3 protein-coding genes and 1 pseudogene are annotated in these 17237 nt (G+C 64.5%); 2 read left to right on the forward strand and 2 right to left on the reverse strand.

Going from position 1 to position 17237, the window contains the following annotated elements:
- Positions 1 to 67 precede the first annotated feature (67 nt).
- Both ACSX1C_RS07605 and ACSX1C_RS07610 read right to left on the reverse strand, forming a co-directional pair.
- Positions 68 to 12586 carry a DUF5801 repeats-in-toxin domain-containing protein gene (locus ACSX1C_RS07605; RefSeq protein ID WP_439889384.1) on the reverse strand — a complete coding sequence of 4173 codons (12519 nt, stop codon included), beginning with the start codon at positions 12584 to 12586 and terminating at the stop codon, positions 68 to 70.
- Positions 12587 to 12763: 177 nt separating this feature from the next.
- Positions 12764 to 13171, reverse strand: a pseudogene (locus ACSX1C_RS07610) (retention module-containing protein); the annotation flags it as partial.
- Positions 13172 to 13628: 457 nt separating this feature from the next.
- Here ACSX1C_RS07610 and ACSX1C_RS07615 point away from each other — a divergent pair.
- Together ACSX1C_RS07615 and ACSX1C_RS07620 are read left to right on the forward strand one after the other, a co-directional pair.
- The gene (locus tag ACSX1C_RS07615; RefSeq protein ID WP_439888930.1) at positions 13629 to 14990 is read left to right on the forward strand and encodes a TolC family outer membrane protein; all 1362 of its coding nucleotides are present in this window, start codon (positions 13629 to 13631) and stop codon (positions 14988 to 14990) included.
- 24 nt (positions 14991 to 15014) lie between these two features.
- Entirely contained in the window at positions 15015 to 17174 is a 2160-nt protein-coding gene (locus ACSX1C_RS07620) for a type I secretion system permease/ATPase (protein WP_439888931.1), read from the forward strand.
- Positions 17175 to 17237: the final 63 nt, after the last annotated feature.

Consider the following 17237-nt stretch of genomic DNA (forward strand, 5'->3'; position numbering starts at 1 on the left):
CGCCTCCTGCTTCTGCCCATAAGAAACCCGCCACCCGAAGATGGCGGGCGGCTCCGTTCCTGCAAGCCTAGACGGTGTCTACCTTCAGGGCATGATCGTCGAGGAGGTTCGCGATGAGTGTCGCCTCATCGCTCGTCCCGTAGAGCGTCGACAGATTGACGTTGTCCAGCACCACCTGCTGCTCCACCGGCCCTGCCGCCACCGTGCGTACGTCAATCGTCGTGGTGGTACCGCCGAAGGCGAAGTCCAGATAGCTCTGCAAGATATTTGAATCCGCTCCCACGTCAGACAACAGCTGCGACAGGTCCAGCGTGTCGGAATTGACCCCACTGAGATCGACATTGAAGTCGGTGATGTGGTCGACACCGCCACCCAGACCGCCTTTCTGCCAGATGTAGGTATCTTTGCCACTGCCGCCGGTCATGATGTCGCCACCCAAGCCGCCGACGAGGAAGTCATCGCCGCCATTGCCCAGCAAGGTATCGTTGCCGGCTCCACCGAACAGGTAGTTGACGCTGCCGTTGCCCGTCAAGGTGTCGGCGAAACTCGACCCGACCAGGTTTTCAATGCTGTTAAGCGTATCGGTGCCGGCACCGCCGGTGTTCTGCGCCACGGCGACACCGAGGTTGACACTCACACCGGCCGTGGCATCGATATAGCTGGCCGTATCCACGCCATTGCCACCATTCAGGGTGTCGTTGCCGGCGCCGCCTGCCAAAATGTCGTTGCCATTGCCGCCGTTGAGGGTGTCACCACCACCAAGGCCGATGAGGATGTCGTCGCCATCGTTGCCGTTGAGTACGTCACCGACGCCATCGCGCCCCAGTAGGATCTCGTTGCGGAAGGTCCCATCCAGAGTGTTCTCTCCATGCTGCCCGCGGTCCAGAGTGACGGTGGCGCTGTCCACTGCGGTGCTGCCGTTGAGCGATGCCGCGTAGTTGAACGTACCGCCGTCCCGACCACTGTTGCCGTTGGACGCACCCTCGGTGAAGCGTACGTAGTCCCCATTAAGGGCCGCGACGCCACTGGTCGCACCGGCCACGGACAATAGCGACAACAGCGAGCTGCTCGGGCCGCTATCGTTGGCCAAGAGTGCCCACTTCGGAATGTCGATGACATCCTGGCCGCTCTGCGTATCCACGTTGGTCAACACCAGGTCGTCGCGAATGACCATCGGCCCCTGCCCCGGGCTGATGGAAATATTGAGATTGGCAGAGGCCGTGTCGCCATCGTTGTCCATCAACGTGAAGGCGATGCTGGCGGCGATCACCATATTGATCGCGCTGGGTGGTGTGTAGGTATACGCCCCCGTCAGCATGTTCACCGCGATGCCCGCCCCTGCCCCCATGGAGACCGTCAACGTGGCTCCTGAAAGGCTGCCATTATTGGGACCTGGACCGCTGGCGACGAAGCTATTGGTGACTTTGTCATAGGTGTAGGTCTTGCCCTCCACCAGTAGGGTACGCACGAAGCCTCCATCGGCGCCAAAGCCTCCGCCCGTGGTGAGATTGCCTATCAGTGGCGAGGCCTGGGCAGTGGCCACCAGAGTCGCGGTAAGGTCGTTAAAGTCGTTGACCACTATCGCATTGGTATTGCTACCGCCATTGGTGCCGTTGTAGGCGATCGGGTTCAGCGCGCTGGCGTCCACACCAGTTCCCATCCCCAAGGCATAGGCGCGGATGTTGTTAGCAGTCAGGAAGTTGATCCAGGCCTGCTCCTCCGAAACCCCACCGTTGGAATAGGGGGTCGGCCATCCAGCAGCCGTCCCTGGTGCGTTGGAGATGCCGCTGTCACCACTCGGTGCATTGGGGAAGCCGTCCGAAAGGAAGTAGGCAACATTCTGCACGTTGCCGCTGGCGAGCTTGCCTCCGTCGCTGCCGGTTTGCCCGTAGGCAGTGATGGCATCGATCAGCGCATCATCGTAGTTGGTCAAATTGGTCGGGTTAAGCGCTAACAGGGCGGCTTTGGCATCGGCGATATTGACCCAGACTTCCTCGATGGTTGCGTTGGTGGAGAAGGAAACGAAGCTGACTTTCACATTGCCCAGGGCATCGTATTGCTCGAACAGTTCGAGCAGCGCATTCTTCGCTACTTCCAGGCGGGTCATACCACCGACACCCGAACCGTTGCCCATACTGCCGGAGTTGTCCAACACGATCAGCAGATTGGTGTTCAAGCTAGTGCTGGCCTGACCGGACTGGTTCTGGTTGAACGCCGTCGGGGCGTCGTCCCTGAAGCTGATGGCGAAGCCCAGATTCAGGGACGCGCTGGCCGAGTCCCCGTCCCAGTCGGTGACGGTGGAGGTCAGTTGCACCAGATCGGCCGCGCTCAGACTGACTGCCTGATCCGGCCCACTGTTCGGGCTGTGGAGAACAGCACGCGCCTGGTCCAGAGTCACCGCGCCGGTGCCACTGTTCACCGAGACGCTGAAGGCCACAGCCCCTGATGCGCTGCCGACCTTGCCAACTACGTTGCCGCCCTCCAGATACAGCAGGATGTCCTGCCCGGTGAGTGAATCATCCAGACCACTGTCGACACCCTGCGCACTGACCTTCAGCCCATAAACGGTGCTACCCGGGCCATCCGCACCATAGCTGCCGTTAAACAGCGAACTGAAGTTGCTAGTGGTATCGCCCGTCAGATTACTTTCGTCCACCTGCAGCGACTCGGCCTGAGCCGATCCTGCGCTGACGCGGGGCACATCGTCCTCGACCTGTATCAGCAGGTCCCCGGCCAAGGGCAGAGGGTTGACCCCATCACTGGCCACCAGAGCGCCCACCAGGTTCAACGTCAAGAGCTCATTGTCGTCACTGTTGTCGTTGGGATGATCCAGAGGCCCGAGCAATGTGAAGGTGTAATCCCCGTTGGGCTGTACGACGAGGGTAAATACGGTCAGCGCACCGGCACTGGCGGTAAGCGTGTTACCGGCCACCGCATAGGTGACGTTCACCCCACCCGACTGCAACGACGGCAAGCCGACCGGCGCAGGCGCCAGACCGAACTGCCCGACGTTAGTCCCCACCAGCAGCTCGCTCAGATTGCCGCTGGCCACCGTAGTCACGGCGTCGCCATCGGTAATGCCATTGGGCAATTCGTCCTCGTCGACCATGCCTATGACCGGTGAGGCATCCTCGATGTTGATGGTCAGCAAGGCCGTGGATGGATCGCCATCGGCATCGACTATGGTGTAGCTGAAAGATTCACTGGTATCGGCCACTACCGTCTGCGGCGCGACATAGCTCCAGGCACCGGTGGCGAAATTGAAGCTCAGCTTGCCGCCTTCGGCCGTGGCGATCTCGCTCAGTTGATTGCCGGCGATATCCGGCCCACTGCTAACGTCGATATTGCCCACGCCATCCCAGGTGTAGGTAACGCCATTGATGACGATGGACTGGATATAGCCGGGGCCGTCGGCGCCGAAGCCATCGTCGTCACCGCCGCCCACGGCATTGTCGCTGCCCAGCAGCACATTGCCGGACACCAGACCGCCGAGCACCTGGCCGACCAGAGTATCGATCAGGTCATCGAAGTCGTTCACCAGGATCGGCGCCCCCATCCCGTCCACATCGATATCCTGCAGCCTGTCAGTATCGATACCGTTACCGACGCCAATCGAGGTTACGTTGATGCCGTTATCGTCAACGAAGTTGTTCCAGGCCGTGGCTGTGGCGCTGGTTAGCGAGGTTCCCCCCGGCCCGGTTTGCTGATTGGGGTTACCGTCGCTGATGAAGAACACCTGGTTGCTCCAGCCCGCAATCGGACTGTATACCGCCATGGTTTCGATGATCGCGTCGGTGAAGTCGGTCTGGCCGTTGAACGGACGGGTGCCGCCTTCCGCCGGATTGAGGCTTGCAATCAGGCTGTCCAAAGACGCGAAGTCGGTCACCTGCGGGTAGGAGGTCGCCGTGCTGGAGAACGCCACGAGCTGGATGTTCACATCACCCGTGGTGCCGCTGAACAGGGTTTGGCCCGCCGCCCGCACGGCTTGCAGCATCTGATTCAGCTCGGTGTTATCGATACTGCCGCTGAAATCCAGCACGAAGACCACATTGAAGTCCTGGCCGCTGGCCTCGGCAACGTTGGCCACATCGTTCAACGCCATCGGCGTATCGTCGTCGACATCCACCGTCAGGCTACCGTTGGCGGTGTCACCATCCTTGTCGGTGACCTGATAGGTCAGGTTGAAGGATTGGTTGTTCTCATCGTCCCCCTCCGGGTGAGAGATCGGTGCATTCTGGGTAACGCTATAGGCCCCCGTCGAGGGATCCAGCGTCACCGTCACGACAGTGGTCGCGCCCTGCATGATCAGCAGGTCATCTCCCGCTTTGACATAGGTGAAGCCTGCCGGGCTGCCCGATGTCAGCCATTGCACGCTACCGGGCCCGTCCGCGCCGTAGTTGAAGCCTAGGGTGCCGCTGGTGTTCAGTGCGTTGACGTCATCGCCAATGCCATCGGGGATGCCGCCAGACAGCGCATCATCGTCCAGTCGCACGGTCGGGTTGGCCGAGGTGGTCGGCACATCGTCCTCGATCTGCAGCAGGAAGTTGCCAGCCAGAGGCACCGGATCGCCGCCGCTGCTGGCCTGGAGGATGCTGGCGAAGTCCATCACCAGCAGCTCGTTGTCATCGCCGTTGCCCAGCGGGTGGTCCAGCGGACCGCTGAGGGTGAAGGTGTAGTCGCCGTTGCTCTGCACCTGCAGGGTGAACACCGTCGGGCCGGCCATGCCGGCCGTGGCGGTCAGGGTGTCACCGGCCACGCTGTAGACCAGGGCAACTCCACCGGAAGCCGCCGGCGCCAAACCACTGGTGTTCGTCGACAGGCCGAACTGGGCGCTGACCGAGGGACCGACCAGCAGATCGCTCAGGCTCCCCGTAGCCACGGTGCCGACCGAATCGCTGTCGGTGATCCCGCCGGGCAGCTCGTCTTCGTCGACCCGGGCGATGACCGGCGAACTGTCTTCGACATGGATCGTCAGATTGGCGCTGGCCGGGTCACCGTCGTTGTCGACGATGGTGTAGGTGAAGGTCTCGGTCTTGTCGCCGTTGACCATGACCGGTGCCTGATAGCTCCAGGCGCCGGTAGCGAAGTCGAACGACAATTTGCCGCCTTCGGCCGTGTCGATGTCCGTCAGCTGGCTGCCGGCGATGTCCGGCCCGGTGCTGGCATCGATGTTCCCCACGCCGTCCCAAGTATAGGTGACCCCGTTGATGACGATGGATTGGATATAACCGGGGCCGTCGGCACCGAAGGCGTCGTCATCACCGCCGCCCGCGGCGTTGTCGCTGCCCAGCAGCACATTGCCGGATACCACGTCGCCGAGGATCTGATCGACCAGGGTATCGACCAAGTCATCGAAGTCGCCCACCAGGATCGGCGCACCCGAGCCATCCACGTCAATGTCCTGCAACCGTGCGGTATTGATGCCCCCACCCACGCCAATCGAGGTTACGTTGATGTCGTTACCGTTGACGAAACTATCCCACGCCGCGGCCGTGGCGCTGGTCAGCGAGGTACCTCCCGGCCCGGTTTGCTGATTCGGGTTACCGTCGCTGATGAAGAACACCTGGTTGCTCCAGCCCGCAATCGGACTGTACACCGCCATGGTTTCGGTGATCGCATCGGTGAAGTCGGTCTGGCCATTGAACGGACGGGTGCCGCCTTCCGCCGGGTTGAGGCTTGCAATCAGGCTGTCCAGGGACGCGAAATCGGTTACCTGCGGATAGGAGGTCGCCGTGCTGGAGAACGCCACCAGCTGGATGTTCACATCACCCGTGGTGCCGTTGAACAGGGTTTGGCCCGCCGCGCGCACCGCTTGCAGCATCTGATTCAGTTCGGTGTTGTTGATACTGCCGCTGAAATCCAGCACGAAGACCACGTTAAAGTCTTGCGCCTGTCCCGCCAGCACGCTGGCGGAGTCGTTCTGCGCCAGCGGAATATCGTCCTCGACATCGATGGTGAAGCTGCCCGGGGCAAACCCACCTACCGGGTCGCCATCACCGTCGGTGGCGCTCAGTACCCCGGAGAAGTCGATGGGCAGACTGAGCAACTGATTGTCATCGGTGCTACCCGGCAACGGATGATCCAGCGGCCCTTCGAGGTTGAAGCTGTAACTGCCGTCGGCATTTACCTGCAGTGTGAAGATGGTCTGCGCGCCTGAGCTGGCCGTCAGCAAGTTACCCACGACGCTGTAGCTCAGCGCTGTGCCGTCGGACATGAGGCCTTGGGCCACCATCGAGTCGATTGCCGCCTGGCTGTCGGACAAGCCAAACTCACCGGGACCGTCGGCACCGAAATCGACCAACGCATTGAGGGCCCCGACACCGCCGCTGGCGGAAGTGGTCTGTCCACCTTCGTCATTACCCTCATGAGGCGCACCATCGGCCAGGGTCAGGGCGTCCTCCTGCACTTGCCCCTGCACCGTTGGCCGCTGACCTTGAGTGCCCGACTGCACCGGCACATCATCCTGCACGTCGATGGCGAAGCTGCCCGGATCGAAGCCACCCACCAGCGGGTCGCCGTCACCGTCGGTGGCAGTCAGTACGCCGGAGAAGTCGATGCCCGGGCCAGCCAGGGTCTCGCTGTCGTTACCGTCCATGTCGGGATGGTCCAGCGGGCCGCTGAGGGTGAAGGTCCAGCTGCCGTTGCCGTTCACCTGCAGGGTGAAGATGGTGTGGCCGTTGGCACTGGCGGTCAGCAACCCGCTGTTGGTGTCCACCGTGTAGCTCAGCGCGGTGCCTTCGGAGCTGAGGCCTTGCGCCGTCAGGCTGCTGAGGTCGGCCGCCAGGCCGAAGTCGCCGGGGCCGTCGGCGCCGAAGTCGACCAGCGCGTGCAGGGAGCCCGCCGCGCCGCTGGCAACCAGGGTCTGGCCGCCTTCGCTGTTACCCGGGTAGGGGCTGCTCAGCACGTCTTCGTGCACCAGGCCGCTGATCTGCGGGCGCGCCTGCTCGGAGCCGGCCAGCACCGGACCATCGTCCTCGAAGCGGAACACACCGGCCACGCCCAGGTCGATCGAGGCGCTGTCACTGTCGCCGTCGCCATCGGTCAGGGTCTGTACCAGTTCCAGTACGCCAGCCGGCAGCTCCAGTACCTGGCCGTCGTCGTGGTCAGTGGTATCGCCGTGCCAGATGTTGTCCAGCAGCGCCAGGGTCACCTCGCCGGTCGCCGGGTCGATGGTCAGGGTGAAGTAGTCATTACCGCCCACGCTGCCGGTGATCACATTGCCCAACTGGTTGAGCACGATCTCCGCGCCCTTGCCGTCCGGCGCGGCCGCATCCACCGCGAACAGCCCACTGGGCACGTCGTCACCATCCAGCACCAGGCTGTAGCTCGTCGTACCCGGACCGTCGGCACCGAAGGAGCTGTCGAACTGCGCCTGCACCAGCGCCGCGCTCAGCACCGCCGTGGCCTTGCCATCACCACCCTCGCCACCGAAGGCCGGCAGGCTCTCGTCCACCCAGTCCGCGCCCAGTTCCGGCGCTTGCTCGCTCAGGCTGGCATCCGGACCGTCGTCCTCGAAGCGGAACACACCGGCCACGCCCAGGTCGATCGAGGCGCTGTCACTGTCACCGTCGCCATCGGTCAGGGTCTGTACCAGTTCCAGTACGCCAGCCGGCAGCTCCAGTACCTGGCCGTCGTCGTGGTCAGTGGTATCGCCGTGCCAGATGTTGTCCAGCAGCGCCAGGGTCACCTCGCCGGTCGCCGGGTCGATGGTCAGGGTGAAGTAGTCATTACCGCCCACGCTGCCGGTGATCACATTGCCCAACTGGTTGAGCACGATCTCCGCGCCCTTGCCGTTCGGCGCGGCCGCATCCACCGCGAACAGCCCACTGGGCACGTCGTCACCATCCAGCACCAGGCTGTAGCTCGTCGTACCCGGACCGTCGGCACCGAAGGAGCTGTCGAACTGCGCCTGCACCAGCGCCGCGCTCAGCACCGCCGTGGCCTTGCCATCACCGCCCTCGCCACCGAAGGCCGGCAGGCTCTCGTCCACCCAGTCCGCGCCCAGTTCCGGCGCTTGCTCGCTCAGGCTGGCATCCGGACCGTCGTCCTCGAAGCGGAACACACCGGCCACGCCCAGGTCGATCGAGGCGCTGTCACTGTCACCGTCGCCATCGGTCAGGGTCTGTACCAGTTCCAGTACGCCAGCCGGCAGCTCCAGTACCTGGCCGTCGTCGTGGTCAGTGGTATCGCCGTGCCAGATGTTGTCCAGCAGCGCCAGGGTCACCTCGCCGGTCGCCGGGTCGATGGTCAGGGTGAAGTAGTCATTCCCACCCACGCTGCCGGTGATCACATTGCCCAACTGGTTGAGCACGATCTCCGCACCCTTGCCGTTCGGCGCGGCCGCATCGACCGCGAACAGCCCACTGGGCACGTCGTCGCCATCCAGCACCAGGCTGTAGCTCGTCGTACCCGGACCGTCGGCACCGAAGGAGCTGTCGAACTGCGCCTGCACCAGCGCCGCGCTCAGCACCGCCGTGGCCTTGCCATCACCGCCCTCGCCACCGAAGGCCGGCAGGCTCTCGTCCACCCAGTCCGCGCCCAGTCCCGGCGCTTGTTCGCTCAGGCTGGCATCCGGACCGTCGTCCTCGAAGCGGAACACACCGGCCACACCCAGGTCGATCGAGGCGCTGTCACTGTCGCCGTCGCCATCGGTCAGGGTCTGTACCAGTTCCAGTACGCCAGCCGGCAGCTCCAGTACCTGGCCGTCGTCGTGGTCAGTGGTATCGCCGTGCCAGATGTTGTCCAGCAGCGCCAGGGTCACCTCGCCGGTCGCCGGGTCGATGGTCAGGGTGAAGTAGTCATTACCGCCCACGCTGCCGGTGATCACATTGCCCAACTGGTTGAGCACGATCTCCGCGCCCTTGCCGTTCGGCGCGGCCGCATCCACCGCGAACAGCCCACTGGGCACGTCGTCGCCATCCAGCACCAGGCTGTAGCTCGTCGTACCCGGACCGTCGGCACCGAAGGAGCTGTCGAACTGCGCCTGTACCAGCGCCGCGCTCAGCACCGCCGTGGCCTTGCCATCACCACCCTCGCCACCGAAGGCCGGCAGGCTCTCGTCCACCCAGTCCACGCCCAGTTCCGGCGCTTGCTCGCTCAGGCTGGCATCCGGACCGTCGTCCTCGAAGCGGAACACACCGGCCACACCCAGGTCGATCGAGGCGCTGTCACTGTCGCCGTCGCCATCGGTCAGGGTCTGTACCAGTTCCAGTACGCCAGCCGGCAGCTCCAGTACCTGGCCGTCGTCGTGGTCAGTGGTATCGCCGTGCCAGATGTTGTCCAGCAGCGCCAGGGTCACCTCGCCGGTCGCCGGGTCGATGGTCAGGGTGAAGTAGTCATTACCGCCCACGCTGCCGGTGATCACATTGCCCAACTGGTTGAGCACGATCTCCGCACCCTTGCCGTTCGGCGCGGCCGCATCCACCGCGAACAGCCCACTGGGCACGTCGTCGCCATCCAGCACCAGGCTGTAGCTCGTCGTACCCGGACCGTCGGCACCGAAGGAGCTGTCGAACTGCGCCTGTACCAGCGCCGCGCTCAGCACCGCCGTGGCCTTGCCATCACCACCCTCGCCACCGAAGGCCGGCAGGCTCTCGTCCACCCAGTCCACGCCCAGTTCCGGCGCTTGCTCGCTCAGGCTGGCATCCGGACCGTCGTCCTCGAAGCGGAACACACCGGCCACACCCAGGTCGATCGAGGCGCTGTCACTGTCGCCGTCGCCATCGGTCAGGGTCTGTACCAGTTCCAGTACGCCAGCCGGCAGCTCCAGTACCTGGCCGTCGTCGTGGTCAGTGGTATCGCCGTGCCAGATGTTGTCCAGCAGCGCCAGGGTCACCTCGCCGGTCGCCGGGTCGATGGTCAGGGTGAAGTAGTCATCCCCACCCACGCTGCCGGTGATCACATTGCCCAACTGGTTGAGCACGATCTCCGCACCCTTGCCGTTCGGCGCGGCCGCATCGACCGCGAACAGCCCACTGGGCACGTCGTCGCCATCCAGCACCAGGCTGTAGCTCGTCGTACCCGGACCGTCGGCACCGAAGGAGCTGTCGAACTGCGCCTGCACCAGCGCCGCGCTCAGCACCGCCGTGGCCTTGCCATCACCACCCTCGCCACCGAAGGCCGGCAGGCTCTCGTCCACCCAGTCCACGCCCAGTTCCGGCGCTTGCTCGCTCAGGCTGGCAACCGGAACATCGTCTTCCACGTCGATGGCGAAGCTGCCCGGATCGAAGCCACCCACCAGCGGGTCGCCGTCACCGTCGGTGGCGGTCAGCACGCCGGAGAAGTCGATGCCCAGGCCCGCCAGGGTCTCGCCGTCGTTACCGTCCATGTCGGGATGGTCCAGCGGGCCGCTGAGGGTGAAGGTCCAGCTGCCGTCGGCGTTCACCTGCAGGGTGAAGATGGTGTTGCCGTTGGCACTGGCCGTCAGCAGGCCGCTGTTGGTGTCCACCGTGTAGCTCAGTGCGGTGCCTTCGGAGGTGAGGCCTTGCGCCGTCAGGCTGCTGAGGTCGGCCGCCAGACCGAAGTCGCCGGGGCCGTCGGCGCCGAAGTCGACCAGGGCGTGCAGGGAGCCCGCCACGCCGTTGGCGACCAGGGTCTGGCCGCCTTCGCTGTTACCCGGGTAGGGGCTGCTCAGCACGTCTTCGTGCACCAGGCCGCTGACCTGCGGACGCTCCTGTGCGATGCCGGCCAGAACCGGCACGTCGTCCTGCACGTCGATGGCGAAGCTGCCCGGATCGAAGCCGCCCAGCAGCGGGTCGCCGTCACCGTCGGTGGCGGTCAGCACGCCGGAGAAGTCGATGCCCAGGCCCGCCAGGGTCTCGCCGTCGTTACCGTCCATGTCGGGATGGTCCAGCGGGCCGCTGAGGGTGAAGGTCCAGCTGCCGTCGGCGTTCACCTGCAGGGTGAAGATGGTGTTGCCGTTGGCACTGGCCGTCAGCAGGCCGCTGTTGGTGTCCACCGTGTAGCTCAGTGCGGTGCCTTCGGAGGTGAGGCCTTGCGCCGTCAGGCTGCTGAGGTCGGCCGCCAGACCGAAGTCGCCGGGGCCGTCGGCGCCGAAGTCGACCAGCGCGTGCAGGGAACCCGCCGCGCCGCTGGCAACCAGGGTCTGGCCGCCTTCGCTGTTACCCGGGTAGGGGCTGCTCAGCACGTCTTCGTGCACCAGGCCGCTGACCTGCGGACGCTCCTGGCCGCTGCCGGCCAGTACCGGCACGTCGTCCTGCACGTCGATGGCGAAGCTGCCCGGATCGAAGCCACCCACCAGCGGGTCGCCGTCACCGTCGGTGGCGGTCAGCACGCCGGAGAAGTCGATGCCCAGGCCCGCCAGGGTTTCGTTGTCGTTACCGTCCATGACGGGATGGTCCAGCGGGCCGCTGAGGGTGAAGGTCCAGCTGCCGTCGGCGTTCACCTGCAGGGTGAAGATGGTGTTGCCGTTGGCACTGGCCGTCAGCAGGCCGCTGTTGGTGTCCACCGTGTAGCTCAGTGCGGTGCCTTCGGAGGTGAGGCCTTGCGCCGTCAGGCTGCTGAGGTCGGCCGCCAGACCGAAGTCGCCGGGGCCGTCGGCGCCGAAGTCGACCAGGGCGTGCAGGGAACCCGCCGCGCCGCTGGCAACCAGGGTCTGGCCGCCTTCGCTGTTACCCGGGTAGGGGCTGCTCAGCACGTCCTCGTGCACCAGGGCGTTGAGGGTCGGACGCTCCTCACCCACAACCGCAACCGGCACGTCGTCCTCGACGTCGATCACGAAACTGCCGCTGTTGAACGCACCGACCGAGTCGCCGTCGCCGTCGATGGCCGTCAGCATGCCGGAGAAGTCGATCGGCAGACTCAGGAGCTCGTCATCATTGCCATCGGCCAGGGGATGGTCCAGCGGTCCAATCAGGCTGAAGGTCCAGCTACCGTCGGCGTTCACTTGCAGGGTAAAGATGGGCACTGTACCGGCCGAGGCGGTCAGCAGGTTGCCGACCACGCTGTAGGTCAATGCCGTACCGCCGGAGGTGAGACCTTGGGACTCAAGAGAGGAAAGCGCCGAGGTGCTACCTGACAGGCCGAAGCTACCGGGGCCATCGGCACCGAAGTTGACCAGAGTGTTGAGGCTACCGGCCGCACCGCTGGCGACGTTGGTGATGGTGTCTCCATCGCTGATGCCAGCGGCGGTTTCATCCTCGTCGACTTGGGCGGAAACCGCAGCTGCCTCCCCCTCTGCCAGGGTCGGCCCGTCATCGTTGATCAGCACATCGAGGGACACGGTCGGCGAGACATCGCCATCCAGGTCGAACACCCGCACCAGAAAGCTTTCACCCACCTGGTCATCCGCCCCCGTGGCGTTCGGGTCGCTATGGTCGTGGGTGTTACCGCTCAGTGTGTAGGTCCAATTGCCGGCGGCATCCACGGTCAGCGTGCCGTATTGTCCCTGCACGACGCCGCCGTTGGTGACGTCTATCCAGACACCGTTGACGTCGAGGACCTCCAGCGCGGAAACACCATCTGGAGAAGTGATGATGAAACGCCCACTGGCCTGTTCGGCGGGGCTACTCGGATTGGTGCCATTATCCAGGGCTTGTTCATCGACCAACGCGGGGCCGACGATCACCGAACCGTTGAAATCCTGATGCTCGACCTCTATTCCCGGGACTCCATCGGCTGGCGGCGTATCATCCTCAGAGACAGCAGGGTCGGGGTCGGGGAACTCCGGGCCGGAGCTGAGGCCGACCGTGGGAAAGCCGATCACAGGCTCAACGGCGCCGGCGGTTTCATCCAGCAGCACGAAACTATGGCCACCGCCCCCGGGGCCGGCTGCGCCTCCCGCACCGGGCCCGGCGGCAGTCGCCTCGCCGGCCACGGTCGGGTCGACTCCGGCTTCGATGGCGGCCTGCAACTGCTCGACCTCGCTCAGATCTTGAGCACTGGGAGCATCGACAGCCGACTGCTGTCCGGACCCGACCTGATCGGCTGGCTGCGCGAGCAACTGTTCACTGAGACTCAGACTGCTGTCACGCCCAAGCGTCAGTTGCCGACCGTTACTCAAGGCTACTGCGACGGCACCCGTCGCGCCGGTGACCAGCTGTTCGCCGGCATAGACCCTATCGCCTTCGAACAGTGGTCGACGTGATCCATCGCCCGCTACTGCAAAGACCTCGCCTACGACCTGACTGACGACACCAATCAAAGTAGCCATGATTCCCTCCTCACTACAGCTGTCGACCACCGCCGACACGTTTCAAAAAGGCTCAGAACACCTTCTCGAACACGGAGCGCGTCGAAAAAACTGATAGTGAAATGGGACGGCGTACATGGCCCACAAACCAACCGGTACAGCACTAAGTCTCACGCAGCCCGCGTCACGCTACTCCATCAGAATCATCCCCGCCCTATGCGCCCTATGCATTTAACCTGTTCTCGCCCGCCATCGGCATGCACAGACTGACCGCCTGTACATGCCTCTTGTGGAAAAACACTGGGATGCTTTCCTCGAAATGCATAAGACTTTTTTGTCATAACACTTGTGCGCTTTTTTTCTGAACTTCTCGAAAAGATGTTCTTAGCTGTGATGTTAAAGGCTCTAAGCGGCTCTCCGAGCATAAGGGTCATTTTTCTGGCGACAGGAATAGAACACCTACAAGGAGATTCACCCCATGCGCGCTATCAGTCCCCTTTGGGCCAGCATGCTGCTAGCAATGGCTTGCACCCAGCCCCAGGCGATGACCCTGTCGGAGGCGATCCAAACCACCCTGGATAATCACCCCGAGATTCATGCTGGAATCAACAGTCGTCTCTCGTCGGATGAAGAAGTCAGAATCGCCAAGGGCGGCTACCTGCCGACCGTCGACCTGCTGGTGGGCTACGGCCGCGAGCACACCGACAGCCCGACCACTCGTGCACGAGTACCGGGCTCCCACAACACGGAAACCCTCAACTACCAGAACGCCGAACTGCGCCTACGGCAGATGCTGTTCGACGGTTTCAACACCCCCAATGAAGTGGCCCGCACCGAGGCGGTGGTCAACTCGCGCGCCTACCGCGTGCTCGGCACCTCGGAAAGCCTCGCGCTACGCACCGTGGAGGTTTACCTCGATATCCTGAAGCGCCGCGAGCTGGTCAGCCTGGCGAAGAACAACCTGCTCGCCCATCAGCGCATCAACGACCAGATCGACCTGCGCAGCCGCCAGGGCGTCGGCAGCGCCGCCGACCTCGACCAGTCCCAGGCTCGCCTGGCTCTGGCCGAGAACAACCTGTACACCGAACAAGTCAACCTGGCCGACGCCGAGGCGAACTTCTTCAGCGCCGTCGGCCGGATTCCCGATGAACTGGCCTCCCCTGCCAGCGTACGGGGCGACATGCCGGCGGACCTGGCCAGCGCCCGGCAGCTGGTGATGGATAACAACCCCTTCCTGAAATCGGCCCAAGCCGATGTTCACGCCGCCGAGAAGCAGTACGAAGTGGCCAAATCGCCGTTCTACCCGCGCTTCGACGTGGAACTGGCGACCAATGCCAACGACAACGTGCAAGGCGATGAGGGGCACTCCAACGGTTGGCGTGCCGCGGTGGTGATGAACTACAACCTGTTCAATGGCATGCGCGACAAGGCCCGTTTGCAATCCACCGCGCACCAGATCAACGAATCCATGGATATCCGCAACAACGCCTTGCGCGTACTCAACGAGAATCTCGCCCTGGCCTGGAACGCCATGGAGAACGCCCGCCTGCAAACGCCCAAGGCACGCGACTACGCCGACTACACTGCAAGGGTGCGCGAGGCCTATCAACAGCAGTTCCGCCTGGGCCAACGCACCCTGCTCGACCTGCTCGACAGCGAGAATGAGCTCTTCACCGCCAACCGTCGCTACACAGAGGTGCGTTACACCGAAGAGTTCGCCATGTACCGCGTGATCGCGGCCATGGGGGATCTGCTGCGCCAGCAACAGGTCGTAGTGCCGGCCGAAGCCGTCGCCCTTTCGGAGGTAAAGAGCGAGGCACGCCTGCCGGAAATGAAGTAGTACCGGCCCGAGGAGCAGTAATACGTGACGAGCATGGAACAGACCGGGGCCGCCAGTGATCCGCGCTTGAGCCACGACGATCCGTTGCTCGATGGCCTGCTGATTCTCTGTCAACTGCACAGCTGCACGGCCAGCCGCGCGAGCCTAACGGCCGGTCTGCCGATGCCCGAACAGCGTCTGAATGCCGAGCTGCTGCCCCGCGCGGCGGCTCGCGCCGGCCTGCAAGGACGACTGCTGAACCGCCAACTGGGTGCCATCTCGGCCTTGAACCTACCGGTTCTGCTGCTGCTCAAGGGCGGACGCAGTGCGGTACTGCGCAAGTGGGGCGACAAGGGCCAGGCGCTGATCCTGCCCTGCGAGGCGGAGGGCGGCGAGCAGTGGGTCAGCCGTGAAGTGCTGGCCGGCGAGTACAGCGGCCAGGCCCTGTTCGCCCGCCCCCGGCATGAGCTGGAAGAAGCACGTCAGCCACTGATTCCTCGCATCGACGCCTGGTTTCGCGACACCCTGAAGCTGTCGCGCTGGCTCTACTCCGACGCCATGCTCGCCAGCCTGCTGATCAACGCACTGGGCCTTATGGTTCCGCTGTTCGTCATGCAGACCTATGACCGGGTGGTGCCCAACCAGGCCACCGCGACCCTCTGGGTACTGGTCATCGGCCTGTTCATCGGCACCGGCTTCGAGCTGCTGCTGCGCGTACTGCGCGCGCACCTGCTGGATAGCGCCGGCAAGAAGACCGACGTGGTGCTGTCGGCCACGCTGTTCGAGCGCATCAGCGGCATGGCGATGAAGGCGCGGCCTGCCACGGTTGGCGGTTTCGCCCAGAGCATCCACGACTTCCAGGGCCTGCGCGAATTCCTCACCGCCGTGACCCTGACCAGCCTGATCGACCTGCCGTTCGCCCTGCTGATGATCACGGTCATCTGGCTGATCGGCGGCTGGCTGGTCGTCATCCCCCTGCTGGCCTTCCCCCTCACCGCGTTGTTCGCCCTGATCATCCAGTCGCGTCTGCGCGACACGGTGCAGAGAAGCCTGGTACTCGCCTCGCAGCGCCAGGCCCTGCTGATCGAGACCCTCGGCGGGCTGGAAACCCTCAAGGCCTTTGGCGCCGAGAGCGAGCGGCAGCATGAGTGGGAGAAGATTCACGGCGCCGTCACCCGCCTGGACAGCCACGCTCGCTTCCTGTCGGCACTGGCGACCAACGGCACCCTGTTCCTGCAACAGCTCTCCGGCATGTCCATCATCGTCGCCGGGGTCTACAGCATCATCGCCGGCGACCTCAGCGTCGGCGCCCTGGTCGCCTGCTACATGCTCGGCAGCCGGGTGCTCGCGCCACTGGGACAGATCGCCGGGCTGATCACCCGCTACCAGCAAGCCCGCCTGACCATGACCAGTACCGACGCACTGATGGCCCTGCCCCAGGAACGCCAGGCCAAACAGCGGCCCCTGGAGCGCACCCAGCTCAAGGGCGAGCTGGACATACGCCAGGTGACCTTCCGCTACCCCAACCAGAGCGCGCCGGCGCTGGCCAACGTCAGCCTGCGCATGGCCGCCGGCGAGCGCATCGGCATCATCGGCCGCAGCGGCTCGGGCAAGAGCACCCTGGCCCGCCTGCTGATGGCCCTGTACACGCCCGAGGAGGGCCAGATCCTGCTCGACAACCTCGACCTGCGCCAGCTCGACGTCGCCGACCTGCGCCACCAGATCGGCTATGTCGCCCACGACCTGCCGCTGCTGGCCGGCAGCCTGCGCGACAACCTGACCCTCGGCGCCCGCTACGTCAGCGACGCGCGCATGCTCGAGGTGGCCGAGCTGACCGGCGTCAGCGATTTGGCCCGGCAGCACCCGCAGGGCTTCGATCGGCCGGTCGGCGAACGCGGCCAACTGCTCTCCGGCGGGCAACGCCAGGCCGTGCTGCTGGCCCGGGCCATCCTCCTCGATCCGCCCATCCTGCTACTCGATGAACCCACCAGCGCGATGGACAACAGCAGCGAGGAGATCCTGCGCAACCGCCTGCATACCTGGGCCCAGGGCAAGACCCTGCTGCTGATCACCCACCGCGCCTCGATGCTCAACCTGGTGGACCGCCTGGTGGTATTGGACAACGGCCACATCGTCGCCGACGGCCCGAAGGAGTCGGTGATCGAAGCCCTGCGCAAGGGCCGCGTCGGCCCGGCGGCGGTCTAGGGTCTGTTCCCGTTTCACTTGCGGTCGCGCCGGAGCCGGTTTTTGCGCGAGGCCAGGCACGAG

It is taken from the genome of Pseudomonas sp. MBLB4123, from assembly GCF_051904775.1.
Lineage (GTDB): Bacteria > Pseudomonadota > Gammaproteobacteria > Pseudomonadales > Pseudomonadaceae > Aquipseudomonas > Aquipseudomonas benzenivorans_B.

Bases quoted from the DNA above. Each gene is read 5' to 3' on its own strand.
- ACSX1C_RS07615 (WP_439888930.1), top strand. From the start codon at position 13,629: ATGCGCGCTATCAGTCCCCTTTGGGCCAGCATGCTGCTAGCAATGGCT.